General features: G+C 35.8%; 22 protein-coding genes. 8 read left to right on the top strand and 14 right to left on the bottom strand.

The genetic code is table 11. The annotated features are described in order from the left end of the window. The first annotated feature begins 17 nt into the window (after window positions 1–17). From cydB to ACYQ0O_RS02210, 7 genes are all read left to right on the top strand, one after another. Window positions 18–1,040: a cytochrome d ubiquinol oxidase subunit II gene (gene cydB, locus ACYQ0O_RS02240; protein WP_459890223.1), complete on the top strand. Its 1,023-nt coding sequence runs from the start codon at window positions 18–20 to the stop codon at window positions 1,038–1,040. 19 nt (window positions 1,041–1,059) lie between these two features. After that, window positions 1,060–2,253 carry an FprA family A-type flavoprotein gene (locus ACYQ0O_RS02235; protein WP_459890221.1) on the top strand — a complete coding sequence of 398 codons (1,194 nt, stop codon included), beginning with the start codon at window positions 1,060–1,062 and terminating at the stop codon, window positions 2,251–2,253. A gap of 55 nt (window positions 2,254–2,308) precedes the next feature. Then, window positions 2,309–3,010, top strand: coding sequence for a thioredoxin-dependent peroxiredoxin (prxU, locus tag ACYQ0O_RS02230; RefSeq protein WP_162506838.1), 702 nt, complete (start codon window positions 2,309–2,311; stop codon window positions 3,008–3,010). A gap of 65 nt (window positions 3,011–3,075) precedes the next feature. Next, the gene (locus ACYQ0O_RS02225; protein WP_459890219.1) at window positions 3,076–3,840 is read left to right on the top strand and encodes an exodeoxyribonuclease III; all 765 of its coding nucleotides are present in this window, start codon (window positions 3,076–3,078) and stop codon (window positions 3,838–3,840) included. A 20-nt stretch (window positions 3,841–3,860) separates the two neighbouring features. Next, a complete protein-coding gene (locus ACYQ0O_RS02220; RefSeq protein WP_459890217.1) occupies window positions 3,861–5,240 on the top strand; it encodes an MBL fold metallo-hydrolase in 1,380 nt (459 codons plus the stop codon). Window positions 5,241–5,525: 285 nt separating this feature from the next. Beyond that, entirely contained in the window at window positions 5,526–7,763 is a 2,238-nt protein-coding gene (locus ACYQ0O_RS02215) for a bacteriohemerythrin (protein ID WP_459890215.1), read from the top strand. Between the two features lie 54 nt (window positions 7,764–7,817). Further along, the gene (locus tag ACYQ0O_RS02210) at window positions 7,818–8,801 is read left to right on the top strand and encodes a glucokinase (RefSeq protein ID WP_459890214.1); all 984 of its coding nucleotides are present in this window, start codon (window positions 7,818–7,820) and stop codon (window positions 8,799–8,801) included. Here ACYQ0O_RS02210 and ACYQ0O_RS02205 read toward each other — a convergent pair. From ACYQ0O_RS02205 to ACYQ0O_RS02150, 12 genes are all read right to left on the bottom strand, one after another. Further along, window positions 8,769–11,864 (bottom strand): efflux RND transporter permease subunit, encoded by a 3,096-nt coding sequence (locus ACYQ0O_RS02205; protein WP_459890212.1) that lies wholly within the window; start codon window positions 11,862–11,864, stop codon window positions 8,769–8,771. The genes ACYQ0O_RS02210 and ACYQ0O_RS02205 overlap by 33 nt on opposite strands. After that, entirely contained in the window at window positions 11,861–13,060 is a 1,200-nt protein-coding gene (locus ACYQ0O_RS02200) for an efflux RND transporter periplasmic adaptor subunit (protein WP_459890210.1), read from the bottom strand. The genes ACYQ0O_RS02205 and ACYQ0O_RS02200 overlap by 4 nt, the downstream gene beginning before the upstream one ends. Before the next feature lie 10 nt (window positions 13,061–13,070). Then, the gene (locus ACYQ0O_RS02195) at window positions 13,071–14,444 is read right to left on the bottom strand and encodes a TolC family protein (protein ID WP_459890208.1); all 1,374 of its coding nucleotides are present in this window, start codon (window positions 14,442–14,444) and stop codon (window positions 13,071–13,073) included. Window positions 14,445–14,524: 80 nt separating this feature from the next. Continuing rightward, entirely contained in the window at window positions 14,525–15,523 is a 999-nt protein-coding gene (locus ACYQ0O_RS02190; protein WP_459890206.1) for a radical SAM protein, read from the bottom strand. A 62-nt stretch (window positions 15,524–15,585) separates the two neighbouring features. Further along, on the bottom strand, window positions 15,586–16,551 hold the full coding sequence (locus tag ACYQ0O_RS02185) for an MBL fold metallo-hydrolase (protein ID WP_459890204.1): 966 nt from the start codon (window positions 16,549–16,551) through the stop codon (window positions 15,586–15,588). Then, complete coding sequence (locus tag ACYQ0O_RS02180) at window positions 16,535–16,975, bottom strand: PaaI family thioesterase (RefSeq protein ID WP_459890202.1); 441 nt, start codon at window positions 16,973–16,975, stop codon at window positions 16,535–16,537. Before ACYQ0O_RS02180 ends, ACYQ0O_RS02185 begins: the two co-directional genes overlap by 17 nt. Then, on the bottom strand, window positions 16,972–17,763 hold the full coding sequence (locus ACYQ0O_RS02175) for an SAM hydrolase/SAM-dependent halogenase family protein (protein WP_459890200.1): 792 nt from the start codon (window positions 17,761–17,763) through the stop codon (window positions 16,972–16,974). Before ACYQ0O_RS02175 ends, ACYQ0O_RS02180 begins: the two co-directional genes overlap by 4 nt. 23 nt (window positions 17,764–17,786) lie before the next feature. Continuing rightward, a complete protein-coding gene (gene dsdA / locus ACYQ0O_RS02170; RefSeq protein WP_459890198.1) occupies window positions 17,787–19,046 on the bottom strand; it encodes a D-serine ammonia-lyase in 1,260 nt (419 codons plus the stop codon). 18 nt (window positions 19,047–19,064) lie between these two features. Then, window positions 19,065–19,370, bottom strand: coding sequence for a DsrE family protein (locus ACYQ0O_RS02165; RefSeq protein WP_459890196.1), 306 nt, complete (start codon window positions 19,368–19,370; stop codon window positions 19,065–19,067). A gap of 26 nt (window positions 19,371–19,396) precedes the next feature. Beyond that, window positions 19,397–19,567 (bottom strand): hypothetical protein, encoded by a 171-nt coding sequence (locus ACYQ0O_RS02160; RefSeq protein WP_459890194.1) that lies wholly within the window; start codon window positions 19,565–19,567, stop codon window positions 19,397–19,399. Window positions 19,568–19,578: 11 nt separating this feature from the next. Continuing rightward, window positions 19,579–19,863 carry a hypothetical protein gene (locus tag ACYQ0O_RS02155; RefSeq protein WP_075068460.1) on the bottom strand — a complete coding sequence of 95 codons (285 nt, stop codon included), beginning with the start codon at window positions 19,861–19,863 and terminating at the stop codon, window positions 19,579–19,581. A 57-nt stretch (window positions 19,864–19,920) separates the two neighbouring features. Continuing rightward, a complete protein-coding gene (locus ACYQ0O_RS02150; protein WP_459890192.1) occupies window positions 19,921–20,166 on the bottom strand; it encodes a sulfurtransferase TusA family protein in 246 nt (81 codons plus the stop codon). 198 nt (window positions 20,167–20,364) lie between these two features. On the opposite strand from ACYQ0O_RS02150, the gene ACYQ0O_RS02145 reads away from it, so the two are divergent. Then, window positions 20,365–21,309 carry an AEC family transporter gene (locus tag ACYQ0O_RS02145; RefSeq protein ID WP_459890190.1) on the top strand — a complete coding sequence of 315 codons (945 nt, stop codon included), beginning with the start codon at window positions 20,365–20,367 and terminating at the stop codon, window positions 21,307–21,309. Window positions 21,310–21,748: 439 nt separating this feature from the next. Here the strand turns inward: ACYQ0O_RS02145 and ACYQ0O_RS02140 are convergent, their stop codons facing one another. Both ACYQ0O_RS02140 and ACYQ0O_RS02135 read right to left on the bottom strand, forming a co-directional pair. Further along, a complete protein-coding gene (locus ACYQ0O_RS02140; protein WP_459890188.1) occupies window positions 21,749–22,666 on the bottom strand; it encodes a hypothetical protein in 918 nt (305 codons plus the stop codon). 247 nt (window positions 22,667–22,913) lie between these two features. Further along, window positions 22,914–23,450, bottom strand: a complete 537-nt coding sequence (locus ACYQ0O_RS02135) for a hypothetical protein (protein WP_459890186.1) — start codon at window positions 23,448–23,450, stop codon at window positions 22,914–22,916. Window positions 23,451–23,631 lie beyond the last annotated feature (181 nt).

The following is a 23,631-nucleotide window of genomic DNA, read 5'->3' as shown; positions in this document are numbered from 1 at the left end:
AATAAGGGAGGAAAGATATGAACACTATATGGTTTTTACTCTGGGGAATTTTATGGATAGGATATTTTATTTTAGATGGCTTTGACCTTGGGCTTGGGACACTCATGCCCTTTATTGCCAAAAATGAAGAAGAAAAGCGCATAGTTTACAATGCAATGGGACCTTTTTGGGACGGAAATGAGGTGTGGCTAATTAGCGCTGGAGGAGTGACATTTGCTGCTTTTCCAAAGACCTATGCTGTCATGTTCTCAGGTCTATACACTGCACTCATGCTACTTTTGGTTGCCCTTATTATAAGGGGTGTGTCCTTTGAATTCAGATCAAAGGTTGAGAGCAAATTCTGGAAAGCAATATGGGATGGTTGCCTATTTATTGGTAGTTTTTTGCCTGCACTACTACTTGGAGTTGCCTTTGCAAATATCTTTAAGGGAATACCAATTGATGAAAATGGTGTCTTTCATGGAAACATTTTGACCCTTTTAAATCCATACGGACTACTTGGGGGAGTACTTTTTGTACTACTATTTCTGGAACACGGCGCACTCTGGCTCTGTATTCGTTCAACAGGAGATCTTCAAATTAGATCTGCCCTACTAGCTACCAGAATCTGGCAGGCAAAGGTGGTGGTATTTGTGTTGTTTTTAGGGGCATCGGCTTTTGCAACTAACCTATTTGCAAACTACTTTCATCACATCTACTTACTGCCATTGCTATTGGTACCCATTTATGGACTATTTCTTTCCAGAAACTCCATAGCTGAACAAAAATGGCTAAAGGCATGGATTGGTTCTGCAATAACCATTGCTGGCTCCGCCCTATTTGGGATATTGGGAATATACCCAAACATGTTGCCATCATCCATTGATCCAAAATACTCAATAACAATATACAATGGGTCATCCAGTCCCCTTACACTTAAGATTATGCTAATAGTTGCACTTATATTTGTACCAATTGTTATATTGTATCAGTTCTGGGTATATAAAAATTTCGCACATCCTATAACAAAAGAAGATCTGGCATATGAAGAAGCATATTAATTAAAAAAGGAGAGAAATTATGGGACCAGTAAAGATAGCTGACAATATCTATTGGGTTGGTGCTGTAGATTGGAATATCAGGGACTTTCATGGATATTCCACATATGAAGGATCAACTTACAATGCATATCTTATTTTGGATGAAAAAATAACACTTATTGATACAGTAAAGGACAAATTGTTTGACCAGTTTATGTCTAATATAAGACAGGTAATAGACCCAAAAAAAATCGATGTAGTTATTAGCAACCACACTGAAATGGACCACACTGGATCACTCCCAAAAATAATGCACCTAATTGGAAAAGACAAACCAATATATTGCTCAAAAATGGGTAAAAAGAATCTATCCCTTCATTTTGGAGATGGGCTCTATTACATCCCTGTTTCAGATGGAGATAAATTGAGTATTGGAAAACGAGAACTCATGTTTCTTGAGACCAGGATGCTCCACTGGCCAGACAGCATGTTCACATATATACCTGAAGAAAAGATTTTATTTTCATCTGATGCCTTTGGAGAACACTATGCAACATCCAGGCGATTTGATCATGAAGTAGATGAAGAGGAATTATTTAGACAGGCAAAAAAATATTATGCAAATATACTCCTTCCCTATTCCAACCTGGTTCTAAAATTAGTTGAAAAGATTCAGAAACTAAAACTGGAATTTAACATGATCTGTCCAGACCATGGAGTTATATGGACAAAAAATATTGGTAAGATAATAGACCTGTATGTTAAATGGGCAAAGCAAGAGCCCCAGCAAAAGGCCCTGGTTGTATATGATACCATGTGGCACTCTACAGAGAAGATGGCAGAGGCCATTGGAGAGGCGATAAATAAGGAAGATGTGGAAGTTAAGATTATGAGCCTCAAATCCTGGCACAGAAGCGATATTCTAACAGAGTTAATGGACGCTGGGGGGATGTTAGTGGGTTCTCCAACCTTAAATAATAATATATTCCCCACTGTTTCAGACTTCTTGACTTATATGAAGGGGCTTAGACCTTTAAATAAATTTGGGGCAGCCTTTGGCTCTTATGGATGGAGTGGCGAGGCTCCCAAAATGATTGAAGGGATATTAAAAGATGCAAAGTTTGATGTTATAGCTCCTGCCTTGCGGATCCAGTACGTGCCAAATTCTGATGGTCTTAAGCAGTGTGAAGACCTTGGAAAACAAATGGCTGCTAAATTAAAAGAACTAAATTAAATTACAATAATTAGATAAACCCCAGTTTTCATAAACTGGGTTAGGAGGGATGGTTATGGAAAAATTAAAAGACGAATGTGTTACACCAACAAAAGGTCCTATTGTACCTGAAGGAACAGGCAAATCAGGTGATGAAAATTTAGAAACAAAGGGGGAGGTTAAGATGTTAGTTAAGGTAGGTAGAGAAGCAATAGATTTTGAAACAAGTGGTTTTGTACCAGGTTTTGGTTTTAAACCAGTAAAATTATCAGATTATAAAGGCAAATGGATAGTTCTCTGTTTTTATCCAGGGGACTTTACATTTGTCTGACCCACTGAGCTGGCGGCAGTTGCTAGCCTTTACAACGAGTTCAAGGCCCTTGGAGTGGAAATACTTGCTATTAGCACGGACAGCCGTTTTGTCCACAAAATATGGCAAGAAGAAGAACTTTCCAAAATGATTGATGGCGGTGTGCCATTCCCAATGCTATCTGATCCAGGAGGTAAGATTGGTGCTGTTTACGGCATCTATGATGAGGACGCTGGTGTAGATATTAGGGGGAGATTTATAATTGATCCAGATTTTAATGTAAGGGCCATGGAAGTCTTAACCCCTGAAGTAGGAAGGAATCCAAAGGAACTTTTAAGGCAAATCAAGGCATTTCAGCACGTTGCAAAAACAGGAGAGGTAACACCATCTGGTTGGGAGCCAGGTGGAAAGACCTTAACACCTGGGCCTGATCTCGTTGGTAAGGTTTGGGAAGTCTGGAAACCATAAAAATAAAAGTCTAGACATATAGGGGATATCAAGAAAGATATCCCCTATTTTTTTAGGGACTCAAAATGAAAATATATTCCTGGAATGTAAATGGATTTAGGGCTGTCATAAAGAAAGGATTCTGGGAGTGGTTAACAGGTTGTAATGGTGATTTGGTTTTGGTGCAGGAGGTCAAGGCAGAACTTGATCAAATACCAAAAAAAGAGCTTACCAAAAAAAATGGATATAATCTCATATGGAATCCGTCAAAAAAGAAAAAAGGATATTCTGGAGTTGCTGTTTTTTATAAAAAAGAACCTGTTAGATATTCCTTAGAGTTTCCTGAAGAGAAATTTTCAGGGGAAGGCAGGGTCATAGAGCTGGAATATGAAGATTTTTATGTGTTCAATATATACTTTCCCAATGGGCAGATGAGTGATGAGAGGCTTAAATTTAAACTGGACTTTTACGACTATTTTTTGAGTTATGCTGAAGAGAAGAGAAAAAACAAACCAATAATTGTAGGGGGAGATTTTAACACTGCCCATACAGAAATTGACCTTGCAAATCCCAAAGAAAATTCCAATAGATCAGGTTTTTTACCCATTGAAAGGGAGTGGATTGATAAATTTATATCCCATGGATATGTGGACACATTTCGCATGTTTGATAAAAATCCTGGCAGATACACATGGTGGAGCTATCGGTTTAATGCAAGGAAAAAGAACATAGGATGGCGTATAGATTATTTTTTTGTATCCAAGGAGCTTGTTTCCAGAGTGAAAAACTCATGGATTGAAGACAATATCATGGGATCAGATCACTGCCCCATAGGCATTGAGATAGAATAAAACCAAAAAAGGGGAAGATTATGTATTTTAAGCAAATAATAGTAAAGGGTATGGGGTGCTTATCCTACCTTATTGGCTGTCCCGAGGCGAAGGTAGCATGCGTTGTGGACCCCAAAAGAGATGTACAGGATTATCTCACCCTAGCAAGAGAAAATGGCATGGAGATCACGCACATTTTTGAAACACATGTCCATGCAGACCATGTAAGTGGTAATCAAGAACTAAAATCCAGGACAGGGGCTGATATATATTTCATGGAGGGATCCCCAGTGGAATTTCCTCACAAAGAGATAAAAGAGGGAGATATAATTGAATTTGGTAAGGTACGCCTCCAATTTTTAAAAACCCCTGGACATACACCCCACTCCATGTCAATTTTAGTAAGCGATCTATCCAGGGGGGAAGACCCCTGGCTTATTTTAACTGGAGATTGCCTATTTGTGGGAGACATTGGCCGTCCTGATTTGGCAGGAGAAGAACTCATAGAAGAGCAAGTAAAAAACTTGTATAATTCCTTGCACAATGTCCTTGGAAAACTCCCTAAAAATTTAGAGGTTTATCCTGCACATGGAGAAGGCTCTTTGTGCGGTAAAGGCATGAGTTCAAAAACACATAGCACAATTGGCTATGAATTTGAACACAATCCTATACTTAAACTTTCTTTTGATAAATTTGAAAGGGAAATGACAGCTGAGTTTCCTGAGCGCCCCAAAAGTTTTACCCACATTATAAATACAAATAAAAAAGGTGCTCCCCTCTTAGATAGGTGTCCAATAGTTAGAGACTTAAGTCCAAAGCAAGTAAAATCCCTGATAGATGAAGGGGCAACTATTTTAGATACAAGAAATACTGCAGCCTTTGGCGGAGTGCACATTCCAGGTTCAATAAACATTGGTCTTACTCCTCAAAGTGCCAACTGGATAGGTATGGTAATTGAACCAGCTGCCCAGCTAATCTTAGTGGTGGACAATGAGGAGGCATATGATGAGATGATAAGGCAACTCCATAGGATAGGATATGACAACATAATAGGATATCTATATGGTGGAATTGCTGCATGGCAGGAATCTGGATATCCAATTGGTCAACTCTGGCAAATTTCAGCTGAAGAATTGTTTAATAAGTTAAAAAATGGGAAATATGACTACTTCTTTGATGTGAGGACAAAAGCAGAATGGGAAAGTGGTCACATAAAAGAGGCCAAACACTACCCCTTGAACAAATTACTAAGAGAAATTCCTGATGTTCCAAAGGATGCAGAGGTTATTGTCACCTGCGGTGTAGGTTATCGTGGAAATATTGCAGCCAGTTTTCTTCAGAGTCAGGGTTTTACCCATGTGCACAGCCTGGCAGGTGGAATGAAGGCCTGGATCAATGCAGGTTATCCTGTGATAAAATAAAATCAAGGCCCTTTAACCCGAGTTTGTCATTTTGATAGACTCGGGTTAGCAGGGGGGCTTAAACTTTATTCATAATTTTTATATCTTATCAAATTAGTTTTAATTCACTCCTTCTATAGAAATTTTACCATGAACTTATCATCCTATTATCCAACTTCAATTTTATGCTCAATCAAGAAGTAAATAGAAAAACAGAAAATCGACTTTATACTTGCAAATATGTTAAAAAATTTTTAAACTTCACATAGTTAAATGACGATAAAAAATATTATAGGGGGATTAATCATGAAAAAATATTTGATAATTGGATGGGGAGTTGGAGTATCTTTAATTACTATAATACTATATCTGCTGAAAATTGTAGATTTACAACTAGTTATTGGAACAGTGTTAGCTTCGTCCATACCCTGTATTCTTGCATTTTTTATTAAAGAAGGAAATGAAGAAAATGAATGGAGATTTTTAAGGGAGATAATAGAAACTAGAGGATTTGAGCATATAAATATAGACTCAATTGAGTTATTAGAGAAAAAAGAAACATTAAAATTTATAGAAGATATATTTAAGAAAAACGAAAAATTAAATAAAGAAATTGAAACTATTAAAACAGATCATCTTCAGCTAAAAGAACAACTAGGGTCTTTAAATAATGCATTACAAGAAAAGGACAGAATAATTACCAATATGGAAAATGTAACACAAATGGCATTTGAAATATCAGAGAAAATCAATTTAAGTTCTGAAACCATAAATTCCATGGCCATTGAAATTAAAGATAAGACAAAGACTCAGACAGAGAGGATGGCTGAAACTGCAACTGCCATGGAAGAGATGAATTCAACAGTACTGGAAATTGCCAAACAGGCAGCTATGGCATCTGAAAACTCAAGTGAGGCAAAAAAGGTAGCTGAAAATGGCGCCAATATAGTTAGTCAGTCCATTTCCGCTATGGATGTAGTCAAAGAAAAAAGCCAGGAATTAAGGGAAATAATAAGAAAATTAAATGACGAGGTCATGTCTATTGGAGAAGTTATGGGGGTTATTAGTGAGATTGCAGATCAAACCAATTTGCTGGCCTTAAATGCAGCCATTGAAGCTGCAAGGGCAGGAGAGGCTGGCCGCGGATTTGCAGTGGTTGCAGATGAGGTTAGAAAGCTTGCTGAAAAGACAATGAATTCCACAAAGATAGTTGGGGACAAAATAGCTGCCATTCAGGAGGTAATGGAACTCAGTGTAAAAAATATGGAGGATACAGAAATTTCAGTTGAAGAAACAACTCATTTGGTAAATGAATCTGGAAACGCATTAAATGAGATTGTGCGTTTTGTGGATGATACCAATTTTCAAATCCAGTCAATAGCAACTGCTTCAGAAGAACAGTCAGCAACATCAGAGGAAATAAACAGGGCAGTATCAGAGGTCCACAGTCTAGCCCAGGAAATAGCCGATGAAATAGATGAAACTTCAAACTATATTAATGAATTGGCCACCCAGTCAATTGAGCTAACAAAGGTTTTTAAACAACTTATGGCTAAAAAAAGGCCCCAAAAAGATATTGGTGAGTCCAGTACAGGGATGATGAAGGGAATTTTGCCTAAGCTCATGCAGGATTATATAAGAGAAGAATTTGGGGATGATATTTATAAACAACTACAACAAGAATTGGGAAATCCTGTATTTTTGGCTACAGAGAGCTATCCAGATTCAGTTATAAAGGAAATGGCAAACATAGCATCTAGGCACACCTCTAAGCCCCCTGAAGAAATTTTATATGGACTTGGTTTTTACACACCATTTGTATACAAAAAGGTCTATGGTAGATACTTTAGGTTTAATACCTATAAGGAATTCTTGTTGAATATGAATGAGGTGCATGAAGAATTAACTAAGCAGCTCCCAGGTATTACCCCTCCAAGATTTGAGTACAATGACAAAGGGGATATTCTGGAGATGACATATATTTCAAAAAGGGGACTTTTCCCATATTTTGAGGGAATTTTAAATGGCATGGCAAAACTTATGGGTGAGGAAGCTGATATCTCAGTTAAGGTTTTAGGAAATGATAGGGCTGTTGCACAAATTAATTTTTTGTCAAAACGGGATGGCGGTTCTGATAATGTTTATATGAAATGGGAAGATTCATTCTCAGTTGGAGTAAGAGAAATAGATGATCAGCATAAAAAACTTGTTAATATGATAAATGAACTCTACTCTGCAATAAAAACAGGACAGGGCAAAAAAGTGTTAGATAAAATTATGCAGGATCTTGCCTCATATGTAGATGTACACTTTGGAACAGAAGAAAAATATATGGAGGAGTTTAAATATCCAGGTTATCTTGCCCACAAAAGGGAACATGATAAGTTTGCAGAAAAGGTGTTGGATATTTACAAAGATTTTCAAGCTGGTAAGGAAGTGGTAACCCTGGAGCTTATGGAATTTCTAAAAAAATGGTTAAAGAATCATATCCTGGGCACAGACCAAAAATATGCACCATTTTTTAGATCCAAAGGGCTTAGATAAAGCTAACTATCTATTTTTTAACAAAATAATAGTAATAGTATTAAATCAAAATAAATGAATAAATACATCCTAGCAGCAGACATAGGAGGCACCAATAGCAGATTTGCCCTATTTGAATATATAGACAACCAGGGCCTTGTGATGAAAGACAAAATCTGGTTAAAGACAAAAGAAGCTAGTTCCTTTGAACATCTAATTGAAAAGCTCAAGGACTCAGGTTTTAAAAAAAAAATAGAAAAAGCAGATATAGCCATAATTGCTGTGGCAGGACCAGTTAAAGATAACATGTATTCCTTTCCACCCTATATACCATGGGATGTGGACCTATCAAAGGTGATAAAAAAAGGTCTTTTAAAAAAGGCGTATCTCATAAATGATTTTCTGGCCCAGGGGTATGCCACAATTAGTCCTATTGGCAAAAAGGCAATCCAGGTGATTTATGGTACACCCTCACATTCATATCCCATTGGGGTTATTGGTGCTGGTACAGCACTTGGCAAGGCATTGGTTTTCCCTGTAGAAGATGATTTTGTGGTGTTTCCGTCAGAAGGGGGACATAGTTATTTCCCTTTTTTGAACAAAATAGAATTTGAATTTTTTGAGTTTTGTAGGAAAAAAACAAATCTAAAACAAATAACAGAAAATATAGTTGTATCTGGAAGGGGGCTAAAGCTTATACATTCCTTTTTGACTGGAGAGAAATTAACCCCTGAAGAAATTACCAAAAGATTAAGTGAATACCCTGAGACACTTAGGTGGATGGCCCGTTTTTACGGAAGGGTTTGCAGGGATTTTGCTATGAATATCTTATGCTTGAGAGGTCTTTATATTGCTGGGGGAATTGCTGCACGAAATCCTGAAATAGTAATGAATCCTGTCTTTGCTGAGGAGTTTATAAATTCTGAAACCATGTCACACATATTAAAAGATATCCCTGTATATCTTATCACAGATCAAGATAGTGGACTCTGGGGAGCTGCTGTGTATGGCATGAAAAACAATGGCCTATTTTCTGAAAAACTGACCCAAATCATCTAAAAGAGAGTATGTCACTGGGGTGATGACCATTGTCATTACAGTTCCTACAAGGAGTCCAAAGCCTGCAGCAGTTCCCAAGGGGGACATCCTTTCTAAACCAACAGCTGTTTCATATATTATTGGCAACATACCAACAAAGGTAGAAATAGTGGTCATTAAAACTGGCCTTAGTCTAAGTCTTACTGAATTTATAAGTGCCTCGTTTCTCTCCATACCTTTATTTCTGGCCTGTTTTATAAAATCTATCAAAAATATTGAGTTATTTATGACAATCCCAGCAAGGAGCAACATTCCCATCATCGCAGGCATACACATGGGTTTATTGTAAATCAAAAGCCCCCAAAGAGACCCCATTACTGCCAGGGGAATTGCAATGAGTATTGGTAAGGGAAGAGAAAAAGACTCAAAGGTACCTGCCAAAAGCACAATAAGTAAAGCAAATCCTAAAACTACTGCCTTCATTACACGGGGCATTGAATCCTTCATATCAGCAACTGTTCCAGATATTTTTATTCCATAGCCTTCTGGAAAATGTAGCCCCTTTAACCTCTGTTTCATCTGTTCCATTACCTGGGTGAGTCTATAGATTCTATTGTAGCCAGTTAGATCAATAGTATTTTTTAGATCTTCCCTCGTGATAACTGTCTGGACATTATGAAACTCTACATCAGCCAGTGTCCTTAAGGGGACTTTTCCTCTAGGGGTAAAAATAGTCAAATTTAACAGGTCCTCCTTATTTTTAATGGATGAGTCTTCTAAGGATATACGAATTGGCACATCTAGAAAGTCTTTGAGTCTAAACTTAGATGGCACAACACCACCAATTTGAAGATTAAGCTGCTCAGCAACATCTTCAGGACTCACCCCATAATATCTTGCAATCCTCTGTTTTACAATAACCCTAAATTCTGGCTTATCCAGCCACCAGCTCCTGTGAAAGTCATAGAGCCCTTTGACTCCGTGCATACGTTTTTTTATAATATCAGCCAATTCTGAAAGCCTTTTGGGAGAATCTCCATATATAACAAAATCAATGGGTGCCCTGGATGTGGCCATTGGTGTAGCACCAAACTCATACACCTGGTAGGTCTTAATGCCAGGGATAGTATCTAACTCCTTTCTTATTTTATCCTCAATTTCCCATATGGTTTTATCCCTTTTGTCTCTGGTAACTAAATTTATTGTGATTTGTGCCTGTTGTTTTGTCTGGCCACCTGCTCCAAAGGATATCTCACCTGGTTCAGACCCAACAACAGAGGATACTGACATAACCCCTTTTTGTTTTTTTATTACATTCTCCACTTCCGTTAGTACCTTTTCCATCTCAGATATCTTTGCACTTGGAGATATCTCAAAAAATATCTTCATAATACCTGTATCCATTGGCGGCATAAGTTCTCTCCCAATTATAGGGATTGTAATTTTCACACTTATAACAAAAAATATCACCACCAAAATCATGGTAACAAACCTGTGTCTGAGACATACCTTTAAAAGTGCTACATAACCATCTGCTATTTTATCAATGAGTTTTCCAAACCACAAAACAGACCTTTCTAATACATTTTTTTTGTTACCTTCAGAAGACCCAAATTTTAAGGCCAGAGGTGGTACAACAAATACTGCTGCAAGCAATGAACCAACTAGAGATAGGGCAAGCACTAAGGTAAATTGCCTCAGTACCTTTTCCACATATCCACCAGCAAACATAATGGGGACAATCATCACAACTGTGGTTAGCATTCCAGCCACAATGGAGAGCAATATCTCAGATACAGCATCCCTAACTAATGTAGGAGGATCACCTTTATAATCCCTTTTGTATCTATTTATATTCTCAATCACAACTACCGTTGCATCCACAACCATACCAGTTGCAATAATAAGACCTGATAAAGTCACAATGTTTATGGTATATTTAGTAAGGCTTAAAAGTGTTACGCCAAATAAAAAGGAAAGAGGGATACTAATTAAGGAGATGGCAGATGCACGAACATCAGCTAAAAACAAGAATATAATAATCACAGTAAGTACTATGGCCATGTATAAGGATGACCTCATACCCGAGGTATTTCTATCTATAAGTGGCTCTTGATCATCTGTTATCTCAAATTTTATTTGAGGCCACATTTTCTCCATTTGAGGAAGATGTGCTTTTACGTTTTTTATTGCATTAATAACACTCCCACCATCAGGCCTTAAAATATTTATTGCTATGGCAGGATGGAAATTCCCATGATATAAACTGGAGGGATCCTTGTAAGAAAATCTAACATCTGCCACGTCCTTTAAGAGGATGTATGCATTATCTTCCTTTGCTACTGTCAGATTTTTAAGATCATCTAAGTTACTAAATTCCCCCTCTGTTTTTATTAAAATCTCACTATCCTTTGTATAAATTGGTCCAGATGGGGTTGCAATATTTTGCTTTTTTATTGCAGCAAGTACATCTAAATAGGTCAATTTATACCCATCCAATTTATCTTTATTTAGGATTACTGCAATTTCTGGTTTATGTGCACCAAATACATCTATATCAGATACTCCGTCTATATTTAAAAGGTAGTCCTTTATCTGGTTTTCAGCTAACAGTCGTATGTGGGTTAAACTTAAGTTACTACCTTTTTTGGGGCTAAGTGCCAGAGTCAAAACAGGTCTTGTTGCATCTGTAATTTTATATATCCTTGGCTCTAGTATATCTCCTGGAAGATCTGCTCTTACCCTTGATATGGCGTTGGTAACATCCACAACAGCCTGTGCAATTGGTTTGGTATATTCAAACTCTACACTAATTGCTGATACCTCATCCCTAGAGGATGAAGTTATTTTCCTGACCTTGTCTATGGAGTAGAGTTCCTTTTCAAGCACCTGGGTTATCCTATGGCTTATATCTTCAGAAGATGCACCAGGTTCCACTGTAATAACAGCCACCTGAGGCCTGTGGGTATCTGGAAAATACTCAGTGGGCATTGTAAAAAATGCCCTAATACCCATAATGGAAATAAGTAAAGATATAACAAGTACTGCCCAAGGATGTTTTATTGCAAACTCATGTGGTTTCATAGAACTACCCTAACCTCCATTCCAGGGGATAGTTTGGTCCATTTTAAATAATCTCCAACAACCACCATATCACCTTCTTTTATTTTACCCTCAATAATGCTATATTCAGGTGTGCTCAATTTAACCTGTACTTGAACAAGTTCTAGCTTGTTGTTTTTTACTAAATATACACCCTTTAAATTTCCTTTTATTGGAACAATTCCAGAAGATGGTATGCAAAGTCCCATCTCTTTTTTTACAAATACATCAACAGGAATAAAACTTCCTATTTTAACTATTTTGGGCAATCTTCCTAAATAAGCTTCAACAAGAGTGGTCTTACCGGATGTCATGGAAGGATAGACTTTTGTTATTCTGGCAAGTTGAGGAAGATTTATATTTCTGTATTCCTTGGGCCAGTTTATTTTTACTGTAACACCTGGTTTAACATGGGCTACATCTTCCTGAACCATAGAAAATACCAGCTTTGCTTTGTCTGGTGAATACATACGAAAAATTGGTTTAGATATAATTGCCATATCTCCAACATCTAAAAGACGCTCTGAGATGACACCATCATAAGGTGCCCGTAACTCTGTATAAGATAATTTTACCTTGGCCTGATTTAATATTGCATAGGCTCCATTTAAAGCACTTTTAAGAGACTTATAATTTTCTTTCAAGGCCGATACCTTTTGCTTTGATATGTTATATCTTGCTTCTATTTCATCTAAGGAAGATTTACTTGCAGCCTTTCCTTTGTATAACTCTTTAATCCTTTTATATTCATTAGATAAATATTGATATTCACTTTCAGCAGATAAAATATCAGCCTTTGCTCCACTGATCTTTGCCTTTAGCTCTTCAATTTTTGCATCTATCTCTTTTATGTTATTTAATATATCTTCATCATACAACTTACAGAGAAGATCTCCTTTTTTTACAACGTCCCCTTCATCTTTATACATCTCTATTATTTGAGCAGTTATCCTTGGGCTAATGTCTGACGATAAATCTGATTCCAATCTTGCCAAATAATGTATCTTAAAGCTTAAATCCTTTTTTGTAATCCTTGCCACATTAACTGGAACTGGACGAATCTTAAAAACTGGGGCTAAAGCAAGGCGCTTCTTTGCCTTTATTACAAATAACATCATTATAATGACTAAAATTACTATACTGGCAATTAACACTAATCTCTTATTTTTTCTATCCATAGATCATACCTCATTTATTTTCCAAAGCTTTGTTAAGATCATAACCAATTGCCTTATATAGATTTAATTTAGAAATATCATATTTAAACGAATATGTTACATAATCTAGTTCTGACGTGAGTAAATTTGCATGTGCATCTAGCACATCATTTATTGTGTTTTTACCATTTTTGTATTTTAGTTTTTCAATCCTGAGCACCTCAATGGCCAGCCTTTTATTATTATAAGCAGCCTCCAGGCTATATTTAGCTGAGATAATCTCTGATATTGCCTGGGTTATATCTCTTTTTAACTGGAGCTCTAAATCCCTTAAACTTTGCCTCGCAGCAAAGAGTTCCATTTGAGACTTTGAGATATTGTTTACAATTGCTCCCCCATAAAACAAGGGGATATTTATATTTAATGATGCCTGATAGTAGTCTTCATGATCAATTGCACCAGGGGGCCCATCTTGACTATATGGGGAACCTGATCTCAAGTTATAACTTGATGATAGAGTAATAGCTGGAAGTCTGGTGGCCTTTTGTTTTTTTAGATTTAGTTTGGCAACATCAACTTTTTCCTTTGCCACCTTGTATTCTGGTCTATTTTGTTTTGCAAGTGAAAATAATCTATCAATATCTGTTAAATTGTATTTTAATTTAAAGTCAATCTTTTCATTCTCATCTATATGTATTTTAGCATCATCCCCTACGCCAATTAATCTTTTTAAAATCTGTTTTAAGACTATAGTATCTTGTTCCAAGGTCTTTTTCCTGGCCTTTAAACTGGCAATGGGAACCAATACCTTTAAACGATCCACTGGAGCAACCTTTCCCACCTTTAATTTCAGGTCTATATCCTCTAGTTGTTTATTTAATAATTCAATATTCTTATCCACTGCCAATATGGCCTTTTTTGTCTCAATTATCTTTAAATATGTAGAAACTATGTTATAAATGAGCTCTTGTTTGGTAAAAAAATGTATATTAACTGAAATGTCCTTTAAAAGCCTTGCAGCTTTGTAGTTATAAACCCTCTTTCCTCCTAAAAATATAGGGAGTGTTAGTTCCACTGATCCTTGAAATAAATCCTTATTAAATATCCCTGGCTGGTTATTTTCATGGGCAAATATAACTCTATTGGGATACTCCGATCTCACATAAGATCCTTTTAAATCAATGTGTGGGAAAAAGTCTGATTTTGCAATGGAGATAGCCTTTTCCTTGGCCTTAATATCATAGGCTTTTTCATTTAGCATAGGGCTGTACTTTAAAGCAGTTTCTACACAACCCTGTAAATTTTTAATAAGAATAAATCTCTTTGTTCTTGCATATAAAAAATTACTAAAACTTAAAAGAAAACCAATAAAAAAAATAAAAGAAAATAATCTTTTTCTACCCATTTATCTGTCCCTTGGTTAATCATATACCCTATAAAGCAACAATTTCATCGCTATATCGCTATACAACTATCAAATCCCTGTCAAGAAAATTTTATATTTTTTGACCAATTACCCCAAGTTTTGATAAACTTGGGGTAAGAAACTTGTTCCTTTGTTTTATAAAATACTCCCCTATGTTGTATAACTGTTTCAACTTTATTGGCATTCAATAAAATTGCCAGATACTTCTTTAACTCATTTTCAGGTATATTTAATATCTTAATTAAATCTTCCACTGTACATGGCCTTCTTTTAATTGTCTCAAAAATAGTGGATTCAATATCCTTTCTGTATGACACTCTGTTTTGTGCTTCTAATATGGAAGATATTATCCTTACATTCTCCATATTAAAAATGTTCAAAATATTTTTAAGTTCATTATAATCAGCACCCCTTAGACCCTCCACTGTACCAGGTCGATCTAGTGTATTTATCTGAACTTCATCTGGATTAATTTTTTTTATTATTTCCTTTAAACGGGTTAATTCTTCTGTATTATCATTATATCCAGGAAGAATAAACACCTCTAACCATATTGAATTTAAAAACTCCTGTCTGAATAAAATAAGTCCTTCTATATGCATCTGAACATTTAGATCCCTATGTGGCCTATTCATTTTTTTAAAAATTTCTTCACTTGCAGCATCCAGTGAGGGAAGTACTAAATCTGCCTTTAACAATGAATTCCTAACACCTTTATCATAAAAAAGTGTTCCATTTGTTAGTACAGCAACTGGCAAATCTGGTCTTATATCTTTTATAAATTCTATTACATCACCAATCCTGCTATTTAAAGTAGGTTCTCCAGAACCTGAAAAAGTTACATAGTCGGGATCAGGATTGTTTTTAAAATAATGTACCAGTTCTTCCTTAACCTCATCAAAAGGTACATATTCATCTCTCATTAAGGTTAAATTTGTAGTTCTCCCAACCTCACAATATACACAATTTAAAGAACATACCTTCTTTGGGACAAGATCTACTCCCAGCGACATTCCAAGTCTCCTGGATGGCACTGGACCAAAGATGTATTTATACATATGAAGTTCTATCCTTATATGGTTGTAGGGTTAATGGAAAATCATTGCCAAAATACATCTATCTATGCTGGGTAATATTTTAATATATGGTTAGTCTTACAAATTATCTTCCCCTGCTCACAGAGATAATTTAAATGGGCCTGGGCCTCACCTGTTGCAAACCACCTCTGTCCCATGGGAAACTCGTCCCATGATTTGTAATCCATATCCCAGTTCATAAAAGATGCAACATCATATGAACTTATTCCAGGATGATCAAATACAATTCCCAAGACTTCTTTAAGCCTCCTATTATGATGGGATACAAGCTCGTCTATTCTCCCTTTTAGATCATAAAATATCTCTCTGTGACCTGGTAAAACCATATCTACATCCAGGCCCCTTACTTTTTCAAGACTCTTTAAATAGTCCTGCAAAGGGTAATACTTATCTTTCCATTGGGATATATTAGGAGTTATGCTATACAAAATATGATCCCCTGATATAAATATCTTTCTCTCTTCCTCATATAAACATATATGCCCCTGGGTATGACCTGGGGTGTGTATGGCCCTAAATCTAAAATTTCCAAGGTCAAACACCATTTTGTCTAACATGGCAAGGTAGTTAATTTTTCCAATGGGCCTAAATCTATACCCAGGATGTTCCCTCTTGGCCTGCTCAAGTCTGTGTATAGGCATACCCAATTTTTTTGCAAAGTCTATCATTTTATCCCAATCCACGGGATTGTTTATAATCTCTCCATCTAAAGGATTTACATATACTTTAAATCCATTTTGATTTAACTTAACGCCCAGTCCACAATGGTCAGAATGCATATGTGTTATAATCAATTTTGTATTTTGTGGAGAAAAATTTAACTCATCAATTGCTGAAAACAATATTCTTTCAGCCCCTGGATGATTTAGGCCTGTATCTACAATTAAATTGTAATTATCTCCCTTAATAAAGTATGAATTTAGGTATTTTAAAGGATTTTTAGGCATTGGAATCTGTATATTAAATATATTATCAATTATCTGTCTCATGTTTTTCCCCTTTTGCCTGAACAAAATCTTTCAAAAACTGTCTTTTTCTATAGACTGTTCCCTGAAAAACAGAGAGCAACTCACCTGATTCATGGAATACATCAACCTTATAGGTTGCTAATTTTGAATTTTTAGTCAGTTCCACAGCCTCGGCAAATATGGTTCCCGTTGATACAGCCTTTACAAATGAAATAGTTGCATTTATTGCAACAGCTACCCTTCCATGGGAATTTGAGGCTATGGCAAAGGCATAGTCTGCTAATGCAAACAACACTGCTCCATGCACAATATTTACTCCATTTAAGTGCTCATCTCTTATTTTAAGCCTTACCTTTGCCCTTCCCTTTGACACATCAACTATTTCAATCCCTACATATCGGGCAAATTTATCCCTTGTTTCAAAAAAATTCCTTATATCATTCATCTCCTACCCTTAACCAATTTAAGAAAAATTTTATCCCCTACCTTAAGTCCCAATTTTTCTGCCAGATTCTCCTGGTTCATGGCAAGTTCTAAGTACCCTTGAGATCCATCTAAAATTCCTATATCCCCATGAGGTATTTTTTCATATGAATCTACTAAATGAACCCTTATATCTTCTGTTCCTATAAAAATATTATATGGAATTAATTTATCCTTTAAAGATTGTTCCACATTTAAAATACAATTTCCAAATCTATCAATGTGAAGTATTGTTGCAAAACTATTCTCTTTTACATCAAAAACAGGAATATTCAGTTTTTTTATGTCTTTTTCATTTATTCTGTTTGCTATCCTTGGTATAGCTTTTCCACCTGCTATATAGAGTGCCAGTGGTGCAAATATATCTCTGCCATGAAATGTACTGGAAATGCAAGATATACCAATCTCATCTATAAATCGACCAATATCCAGCGCAAAAAAATCATTAGAAGAGATGAACTTCTCTATTACTAAAGATAATACACCATTATCTGGGGCTAAAACAATTCTTTTGTCCTTTTTTAGTATCAAAATATCTCTGCTACTTCCTACACCTGGATCAACTACAACTAATGTAATTGAATTTTCAGGAATATATTTCCAGGATGTCTGTAGAAAAAAACTTCCATGTAATACGTTATGGGGTATGATATTGTGAGATATGTCTATTATCTGTGCATCTGGATTTCTCGATAAAAGTACGCACTTCACCTGCCCTACATATGAATCTTCATAGCCAAAATCTGTCAAAAGACAAAAAATCTGTTTAATTTTTAAGCCTCCATACCTTTAAGAATCATTTTCTGAAATTCTTCCTGGGGAATAAGTTTACCACCAGTTAGCCATATGAGGTGATTAGATTTCCCGATATATTTTTCCACAAAGTAGACGCCCTTAATTCCAGCTGCAGCAGATGGTTCAATTTTTATATTCTCCTTTTCATACAGTTTACTAACTGCCCAAAACATCTCATCATCATATAAGGTAAAACCTCCAGCTACGATATTTTTTATAATTGGAAGAGCCAACTTTGATGGGGATGGGACAGCAAGACCATCTGCCTGGGTCTTTAAATCTATTCCAAGCTCACTAATATTTAAATTGTCTTTTCCTGTAATTATTGCCCCCATAACACAGGGGGCACCCACAGGTTCTGCTATATAGCACCTTGCTGAATGACCAAATACATGGGCAACTCCAAAGGAAATACCACCTGGTGCTCCACCCACCCCACAGGGCAAATATACACAAATGGGATCATCAGGTGATGGATTAACACCCAACTCTTCTAATTGTGCCTTTAGGGTAATTGATGATACTGCATAACCCAGAAAAAGATCTAGGGAGTTTTCATCATCTATAAAATAGGCGAATTCATCATTCTTGCATCTCTGTCTCCCCATTTTAACAGCATAAGAGTAGTCACCTGGATGTTCTACAACCTTTGCTCCCCATTTTCTTAAAAGTTCCTTTTTCCATTCTTTAGCATCATGGGACATGTGGACTTCGGCATTGAATCCAAGTGCTGCTGCCATTATGCCAACACTGAGACCAAGATTTCCAGTGGAACCTACCACAATGGAGTATCTTGAAAGAATTTCTCTGAACCTATCCTCAAGTAACCTTGAATAATCGTCTTCATGGGTTAAATGACCCTGGTCTATCAAAATAGTCTCAGCTATTTTTAAAACTTCATAAATTCCACCACGAGCCTTTATGGACCCAGCAATGGGCAGGGTATTGTCCATTTTAACAAATACCCTGCCCTTTATCTTTATTCCATATTTTTTTTCCAGGGATCTTTTAAATTCAGGAACTTCTTTTATGGAGGATTCAATAATACCATCGTTGGTTTCAGGAAATCTTTTTTTAAGATATGGTCTAAATCTATCCAGTCTCTTTTTTGCTAAAATTATATCCTGCCAGGTTATATCAAAATTTTTCAAATAGTCCTGTTGATCTTTAAAAGCAGGATTTTCAAAAAATAGACTTTCTTGTTTTTTTAAATAAGTAATATATCTATTAATTTCCATATAACATATAGCTTTTATTTAAAATACCAGGTACCTATCACATTCCTCTATCATTTCAGCATTTCTTGCCTGGGTGACAAATTGTTTGAATCCAACTCCTGGAACTTCTTTTCCTTCTAGGCCATTTGCCCTAAAGCTCACATCACATACAAATAGTTTGGCAACATCAACGAGCTCTTTAAATCTATCTTCCTGAGTTAAGAGAACCCCCCTGCCTGTAAAAAATATTTCCACTTCAATATTCTTTTTATTTGCTGCCTTAGCAGCATTGATTACATAGTCGAGATATTTATTATCCCTTACCATTATTCCAAGCTTTGCCATAATTAAAGCCCCTCATTAATTATTTTTTACCACCAACAAATTACTTTTTCATGGGAAAATACTTCATCTATAAATTTATCCCAATCCACATTTTCCTCATACAAAACAAAAATATCTTTATCATTTCCAGATATAATATCCATTAATTTATTTGTTGTTTCATCTGGTTCTGATTTCAATACATGCAATACCTTCATAAAACCTCCTCTTAAAAAGGAATTACAATATCTACTTCTTTTAGCATCTCACCAATCTCTTCCAATGTTGCATACTTAAAGCCATATTTTTCTACATTGACCTTGTTATTGGAATACCTCTCCCCTTCCATCTCATCCAGAAATTCCATATTTTCTTCATATGCCTCGTGCATATCAATCTCATGATCCAGAACAATCATCTTTACAGAAGGAATTTCCAAAAGCGCACCTAAACTTGAGCGCAAGGCCTCATATTGTTGATCTTTTTCCCTGACTATGACAGCAAGTTTCTTCATATAATTCCTCCAAAAATCAAGGTGCCAAGACCTCTTCCTGACACCTTTTAATTAAATTTACTTAACCCTGATAAGATACCTGGTGAACCCACCTGGATCGTCTTCATATCCCAAAAACTCATATCCATGTTTTTCACAAAAAGAAGGAATGTCATTTTTTGATCCTGGATCTGTTCCAAGCACCTCTAATACCTCTCCTGATTTCATGTCCTTTAGGGTCTTTTTGGTCCTTAACATGGGCATGGGACAGCTAAGTCCCCTGGCGTCCAAGGTTTTATCCACATTTACCTCTGGTAATGCCATAATCCTACCTCCTGTTGGTTTTTGTTTTGACGAAGAATATATTTGTTTGTACACACTGTCAACTATTCTTATGCATCCTCCTAATAGGTTCATATAAAATACATAAAAAAATAAATAAATCAAGGCTTACAAAGCTCAATTGACTCTGGTCTTATATTTATTTAGATTTATTTAAAAAAGTTCTATTTGAGAAATTCAATGGTATCATTAATTGACTCAATTAAAATCATCGCCCCAATTTTCTTACTTATGTTGTGCGGTGTTGGTTGTAGGGCCTTTAAATTGATAGATGATAATTACCTGCTTTCGTCCAACAGGTTGCTATTTTACTTCTTTTTGCCTGCATTTTTATTTATAAAAATAGCAAAATCACACCTTGAAAATATAATCAACATAAACCTTATAATTGGATGTTATCTGGGTATTTTAATTACATTTTTAATGAGCTATTTTTTTGTTTCAACAAGAAATTTAACCACTGAAATCAAAGGATCGTTTATTCAAGGATCATTTAGAGGGAATACAGGATATATTGGGCTTGCTGTTGTCATGAGTGCATATGGAGAACATGCCCTTTTTACCGCAAGTGTTTTACTGGGATTTCTTACACCTCTTATAAATTTTTTGGCTATTTTGTCATTTTTATTACCCAAAAAAAATATAATGAATCATAAGAATTTAATCAAATTAACAAAAGATGTAGTTCTAAATCCCATTATTCTGTCATCATTATTTGGTATGTCCTTTAATATTTTTGACATACATATACCTAAAATAATAGATACTAGCTTAAGTTATTTGTCCAATATAACACTGCCTTTAGCACTTTTTATAATTGGTGGCTCTTTAAAAAAACCCTCTTTCAATAAAAATCTCATTATACCAATTTGGTGTAATTTCTTTAAATTGATTTTAATGCCAATTATAACATACACTGTCCTATTTTTGTTAAATGTTAGATCCACAGATTTATATATAGGACTAATCTTTGCAGCAGCCCCAACTGCTGTAGTAACATATGTGTTTGCATCTCAATTTAATGGGGACACTGAACTTGCCTCTTTAACTGTAATCACATCGGTAATTTTTTCATTCTTTACTTATCCTCTCCTTTTTTGGCTTTTTAGATTTACAAATGTATGAAAATTTAAATTAATTAGTCGACGCTTAAAAAGTATAATTTAATTTTTTTGCTTATTCCATTAACCCCGAAGTCTCAATCTTTGATGAGTTCACTCTACCCGTGGTCTGTGTCTAACGTTCAACGTTCAAAGTTCAAAGTTTTAGGTGTTCTTCGCCCTTCTACCTTCACCATTCTACCTTTCACTAATCACTTGATCCATAACTCAATCAATAATCGGAGCTAAAGAAATAGGCAGATAGTGAAGGACCAACTGGTCCATGAGCTTTTTGAAGTTATAAGCTGCTGCTGCCATGAGTAAATTGATAGTATCCCCTATTGTTACTTTTAACCAGTTGACACTCCATTGGACCCTCTTTATATGGCCAAGTTTCCAGCTTCTCTTTTGTGATTCTTTGGCTGTCCTCTCTCTCCCTGCCTAATCCTTTTAAACCTTAATCATCAGTGGCTTCTAGGCACATGAAATTGTATAAATTCATCTAAAAATTGCGTTCTCCTAATCTCATCTTCCAATACAGAATATCTACCAATGGATTTTATCTCGGCAAGGCCAAGATTTCGGGCAAACCAGACAAGGGCCCTGTTGCAAAAAGTTCGTGATATCGTCTCTTTAGCTTTAGAATCAGACTGATCAGGCACTTCTGAAAGAACCATGGGAAATGCTGTTATAAACCTTTCCGAGTAAAATGATAATTTTTTAAAGGTAGTTCCGTAATTTTTCAGCAAATAAATTGTGAACAAAAAAGAATCCTGTATGATATTTAGTGGTTCACCACCATAGGTATAGGGCCAGTTGAATTTTCTGGTATAGGTTTTTAAAATGTGCATATAGTCTTCTATAGTCATTCCATCTTCCAATACCTTTTGCCCCTTTTTTGTTAAGGAAAAACGTTTCTTGTACTTTCTTATGTAGCCTGAAAGCTCCCCTATTACCCGGGCGATGTGCAGTATCCAGAAATCTTTTTCTGATCTTAAGGGCAAGGAATTATAATAGAACTCTTCCACATCTGGCCTTTTAGAAAATTCATCATATATCTCCTGGCACAGCTTCCTGGGGAGGTTTCCAGTGACAGTACACTTAACTGGAGTCTTCAATCCTTCCAATACCAGCAACAACAGGTAAATCAATGGAGCAGAAACAGGTGGAGTTGCTTCAAAATTAAAGCTCACAACATCTGGACAGTGAAATGGCCTGTATAGAATATTAGACATATCATCAGGACTCAGTCCGCAAAAATCATTGAGTGGCTGCTGATTGGATACTTCATAAAACTCCCGTAAGGCCTGATTGGCCTCTTCTAGGCTATGAAACTCCTTGCTGTTTAAAAATTCTTCAAGGGCCTTTTTAATGGAATCCATTTTTACCTTCCTCCTTTTCTTATATATGCTGTCACTCAGGCCTTAACACACCCTTTATGACGTTAAAATTCCTTCAAATTTTACAGAAAATTTGAGACTTAACCCTAGGCTCTGGCCCTGGTACTCAAAGTTCGAATCCTTGTCCCCCAGTCAATCGTCTCCATTGTCTAGCCAGGTCCAGTACATAGGCTCTTACAGTGGCAACAGAGATTCAAATCCCTTTGGGGACTCCCAAAAAAACATAAAATTAATAACCACGCCAGCTCTTTATAAGAGTCCCGTCTTTTGCATTAATATTCATCCATAAGGGAGCTCCCCTTTTTGACTTACACTTGACCTTTACTCGCCAATGATCTTTTTCTAAACACGCCCAATAATATTTTATGGGGCAGTTACAATATTTTTTTATGTATTCTAAAACTGTTGGAGAATCCATCCAACTTTCAACACTTAAGCAATTATAATATTGGTTATTTTCTTCACTAACTCCATCTACCTTTCCATTACATACCTCAACCTCTAATACCTTTTTCTTATCGCTGGCACGAAAAATAACTTGCCATCTGTTTGAGAGCCCGTCGTCCCCATATGAACCCCAGGAATTGGTCAGTATGCACAGGGTTGCACTTCCTGACCAATCTTTAGCGGATTTTTTTGCAACTTCATAAGCCTCTTTAGCAGTTTGGCGTTTTTGGGAATACGCATTGGGGCATAAAAAAAGCCATAAACAAAAAAACAACAAAATTCCTGTAGCCGTTGTAAGTGCTGTTTTGATGTTTTTCATGTCATACCTCCAAAAATAGTTATTTCTATATTTGTGACCAAAATAAAAAAATATTGAAAAGTCAACAGAGAAAATTGTTAAATTTGTGTCTGTTTTAAATTTTGCTCAAAAATTAATAAAAAGCGATACATTTTTGTATATTTTTTAATAAATAAAATAGTACAAATTCCAAAATATTTTT

It is taken from the genome of Desulfothermus okinawensis JCM 13304 (assembly GCF_054654515.1).
The sequence above is the reverse complement of the archived record's forward strand: the minus strand, read 5'-3'. Positions and strand labels throughout refer to the sequence as shown.

Excerpts from the sequence above, each read along its gene's own strand:
- cydB (WP_459890223.1), top strand. The coding sequence starts at position 18 with ATGAACACTATATGGTTTTTACTCTGGGGAATTTTATGGATAGGATAT.
- ACYQ0O_RS02235 (WP_459890221.1), top strand. The coding sequence starts at position 1,060 with ATGGGACCAGTAAAGATAGCTGACAATATCTATTGGGTTGGTGCTGTA.
- ACYQ0O_RS02225 (WP_459890219.1), top strand. The coding sequence starts at position 3,076 with ATGAAAATATATTCCTGGAATGTAAATGGATTTAGGGCTGTCATAAAG.
- ACYQ0O_RS02220 (WP_459890217.1), top strand. The coding sequence starts at position 3,861 with ATGTATTTTAAGCAAATAATAGTAAAGGGTATGGGGTGCTTATCCTAC.
- ACYQ0O_RS02215 (WP_459890215.1), top strand. The coding sequence starts at position 5,526 with ATGAAAAAATATTTGATAATTGGATGGGGAGTTGGAGTATCTTTAATT.
- ACYQ0O_RS02210 (WP_459890214.1), top strand. The coding sequence starts at position 7,818 with ATGAATAAATACATCCTAGCAGCAGACATAGGAGGCACCAATAGCAGA.
- ACYQ0O_RS02205 (WP_459890212.1), bottom strand. The coding sequence starts at position 11,864 with ATGAAACCACATGAGTTTGCAATAAAACATCCTTGGGCAGTACTTGTT.
- ACYQ0O_RS02200 (WP_459890210.1), bottom strand. The coding sequence starts at position 13,060 with ATGGATAGAAAAAATAAGAGATTAGTGTTAATTGCCAGTATAGTAATT.
- ACYQ0O_RS02195 (WP_459890208.1), bottom strand. The coding sequence starts at position 14,444 with ATGGGTAGAAAAAGATTATTTTCTTTTATTTTTTTTATTGGTTTTCTT.
- ACYQ0O_RS02190 (WP_459890206.1), bottom strand. The coding sequence starts at position 15,523 with ATGTATAAATACATCTTTGGTCCAGTGCCATCCAGGAGACTTGGAATG.
- ACYQ0O_RS02185 (WP_459890204.1), bottom strand. The coding sequence starts at position 16,551 with ATGAGACAGATAATTGATAATATATTTAATATACAGATTCCAATGCCT.
- ACYQ0O_RS02180 (WP_459890202.1), bottom strand. The coding sequence starts at position 16,975 with ATGAATGATATAAGGAATTTTTTTGAAACAAGGGATAAATTTGCCCGA.
- dsdA (WP_459890198.1), bottom strand. The coding sequence starts at position 19,046 with ATGGAAATTAATAGATATATTACTTATTTAAAAAAACAAGAAAGTCTA.
- ACYQ0O_RS02165 (WP_459890196.1), bottom strand. The coding sequence starts at position 19,370 with ATGGCAAAGCTTGGAATAATGGTAAGGGATAATAAATATCTCGACTAT.
- ACYQ0O_RS02160 (WP_459890194.1), bottom strand. The coding sequence starts at position 19,567 with ATGAAGGTATTGCATGTATTGAAATCAGAACCAGATGAAACAACAAAT.
- ACYQ0O_RS02155 (WP_075068460.1), bottom strand. The coding sequence starts at position 19,863 with ATGAAGAAACTTGCTGTCATAGTCAGGGAAAAAGATCAACAATATGAG.
- ACYQ0O_RS02150 (WP_459890192.1), bottom strand. The coding sequence starts at position 20,166 with ATGGCATTACCAGAGGTAAATGTGGATAAAACCTTGGACGCCAGGGGA.
- ACYQ0O_RS02145 (WP_459890190.1), top strand. The coding sequence starts at position 20,365 with ATGGTATCATTAATTGACTCAATTAAAATCATCGCCCCAATTTTCTTA.
- ACYQ0O_RS02140 (WP_459890188.1), bottom strand. The coding sequence starts at position 22,666 with ATGGATTCCATTAAAAAGGCCCTTGAAGAATTTTTAAACAGCAAGGAG.
- ACYQ0O_RS02135 (WP_459890186.1), bottom strand. The coding sequence starts at position 23,450 with ATGAAAAACATCAAAACAGCACTTACAACGGCTACAGGAATTTTGTTG.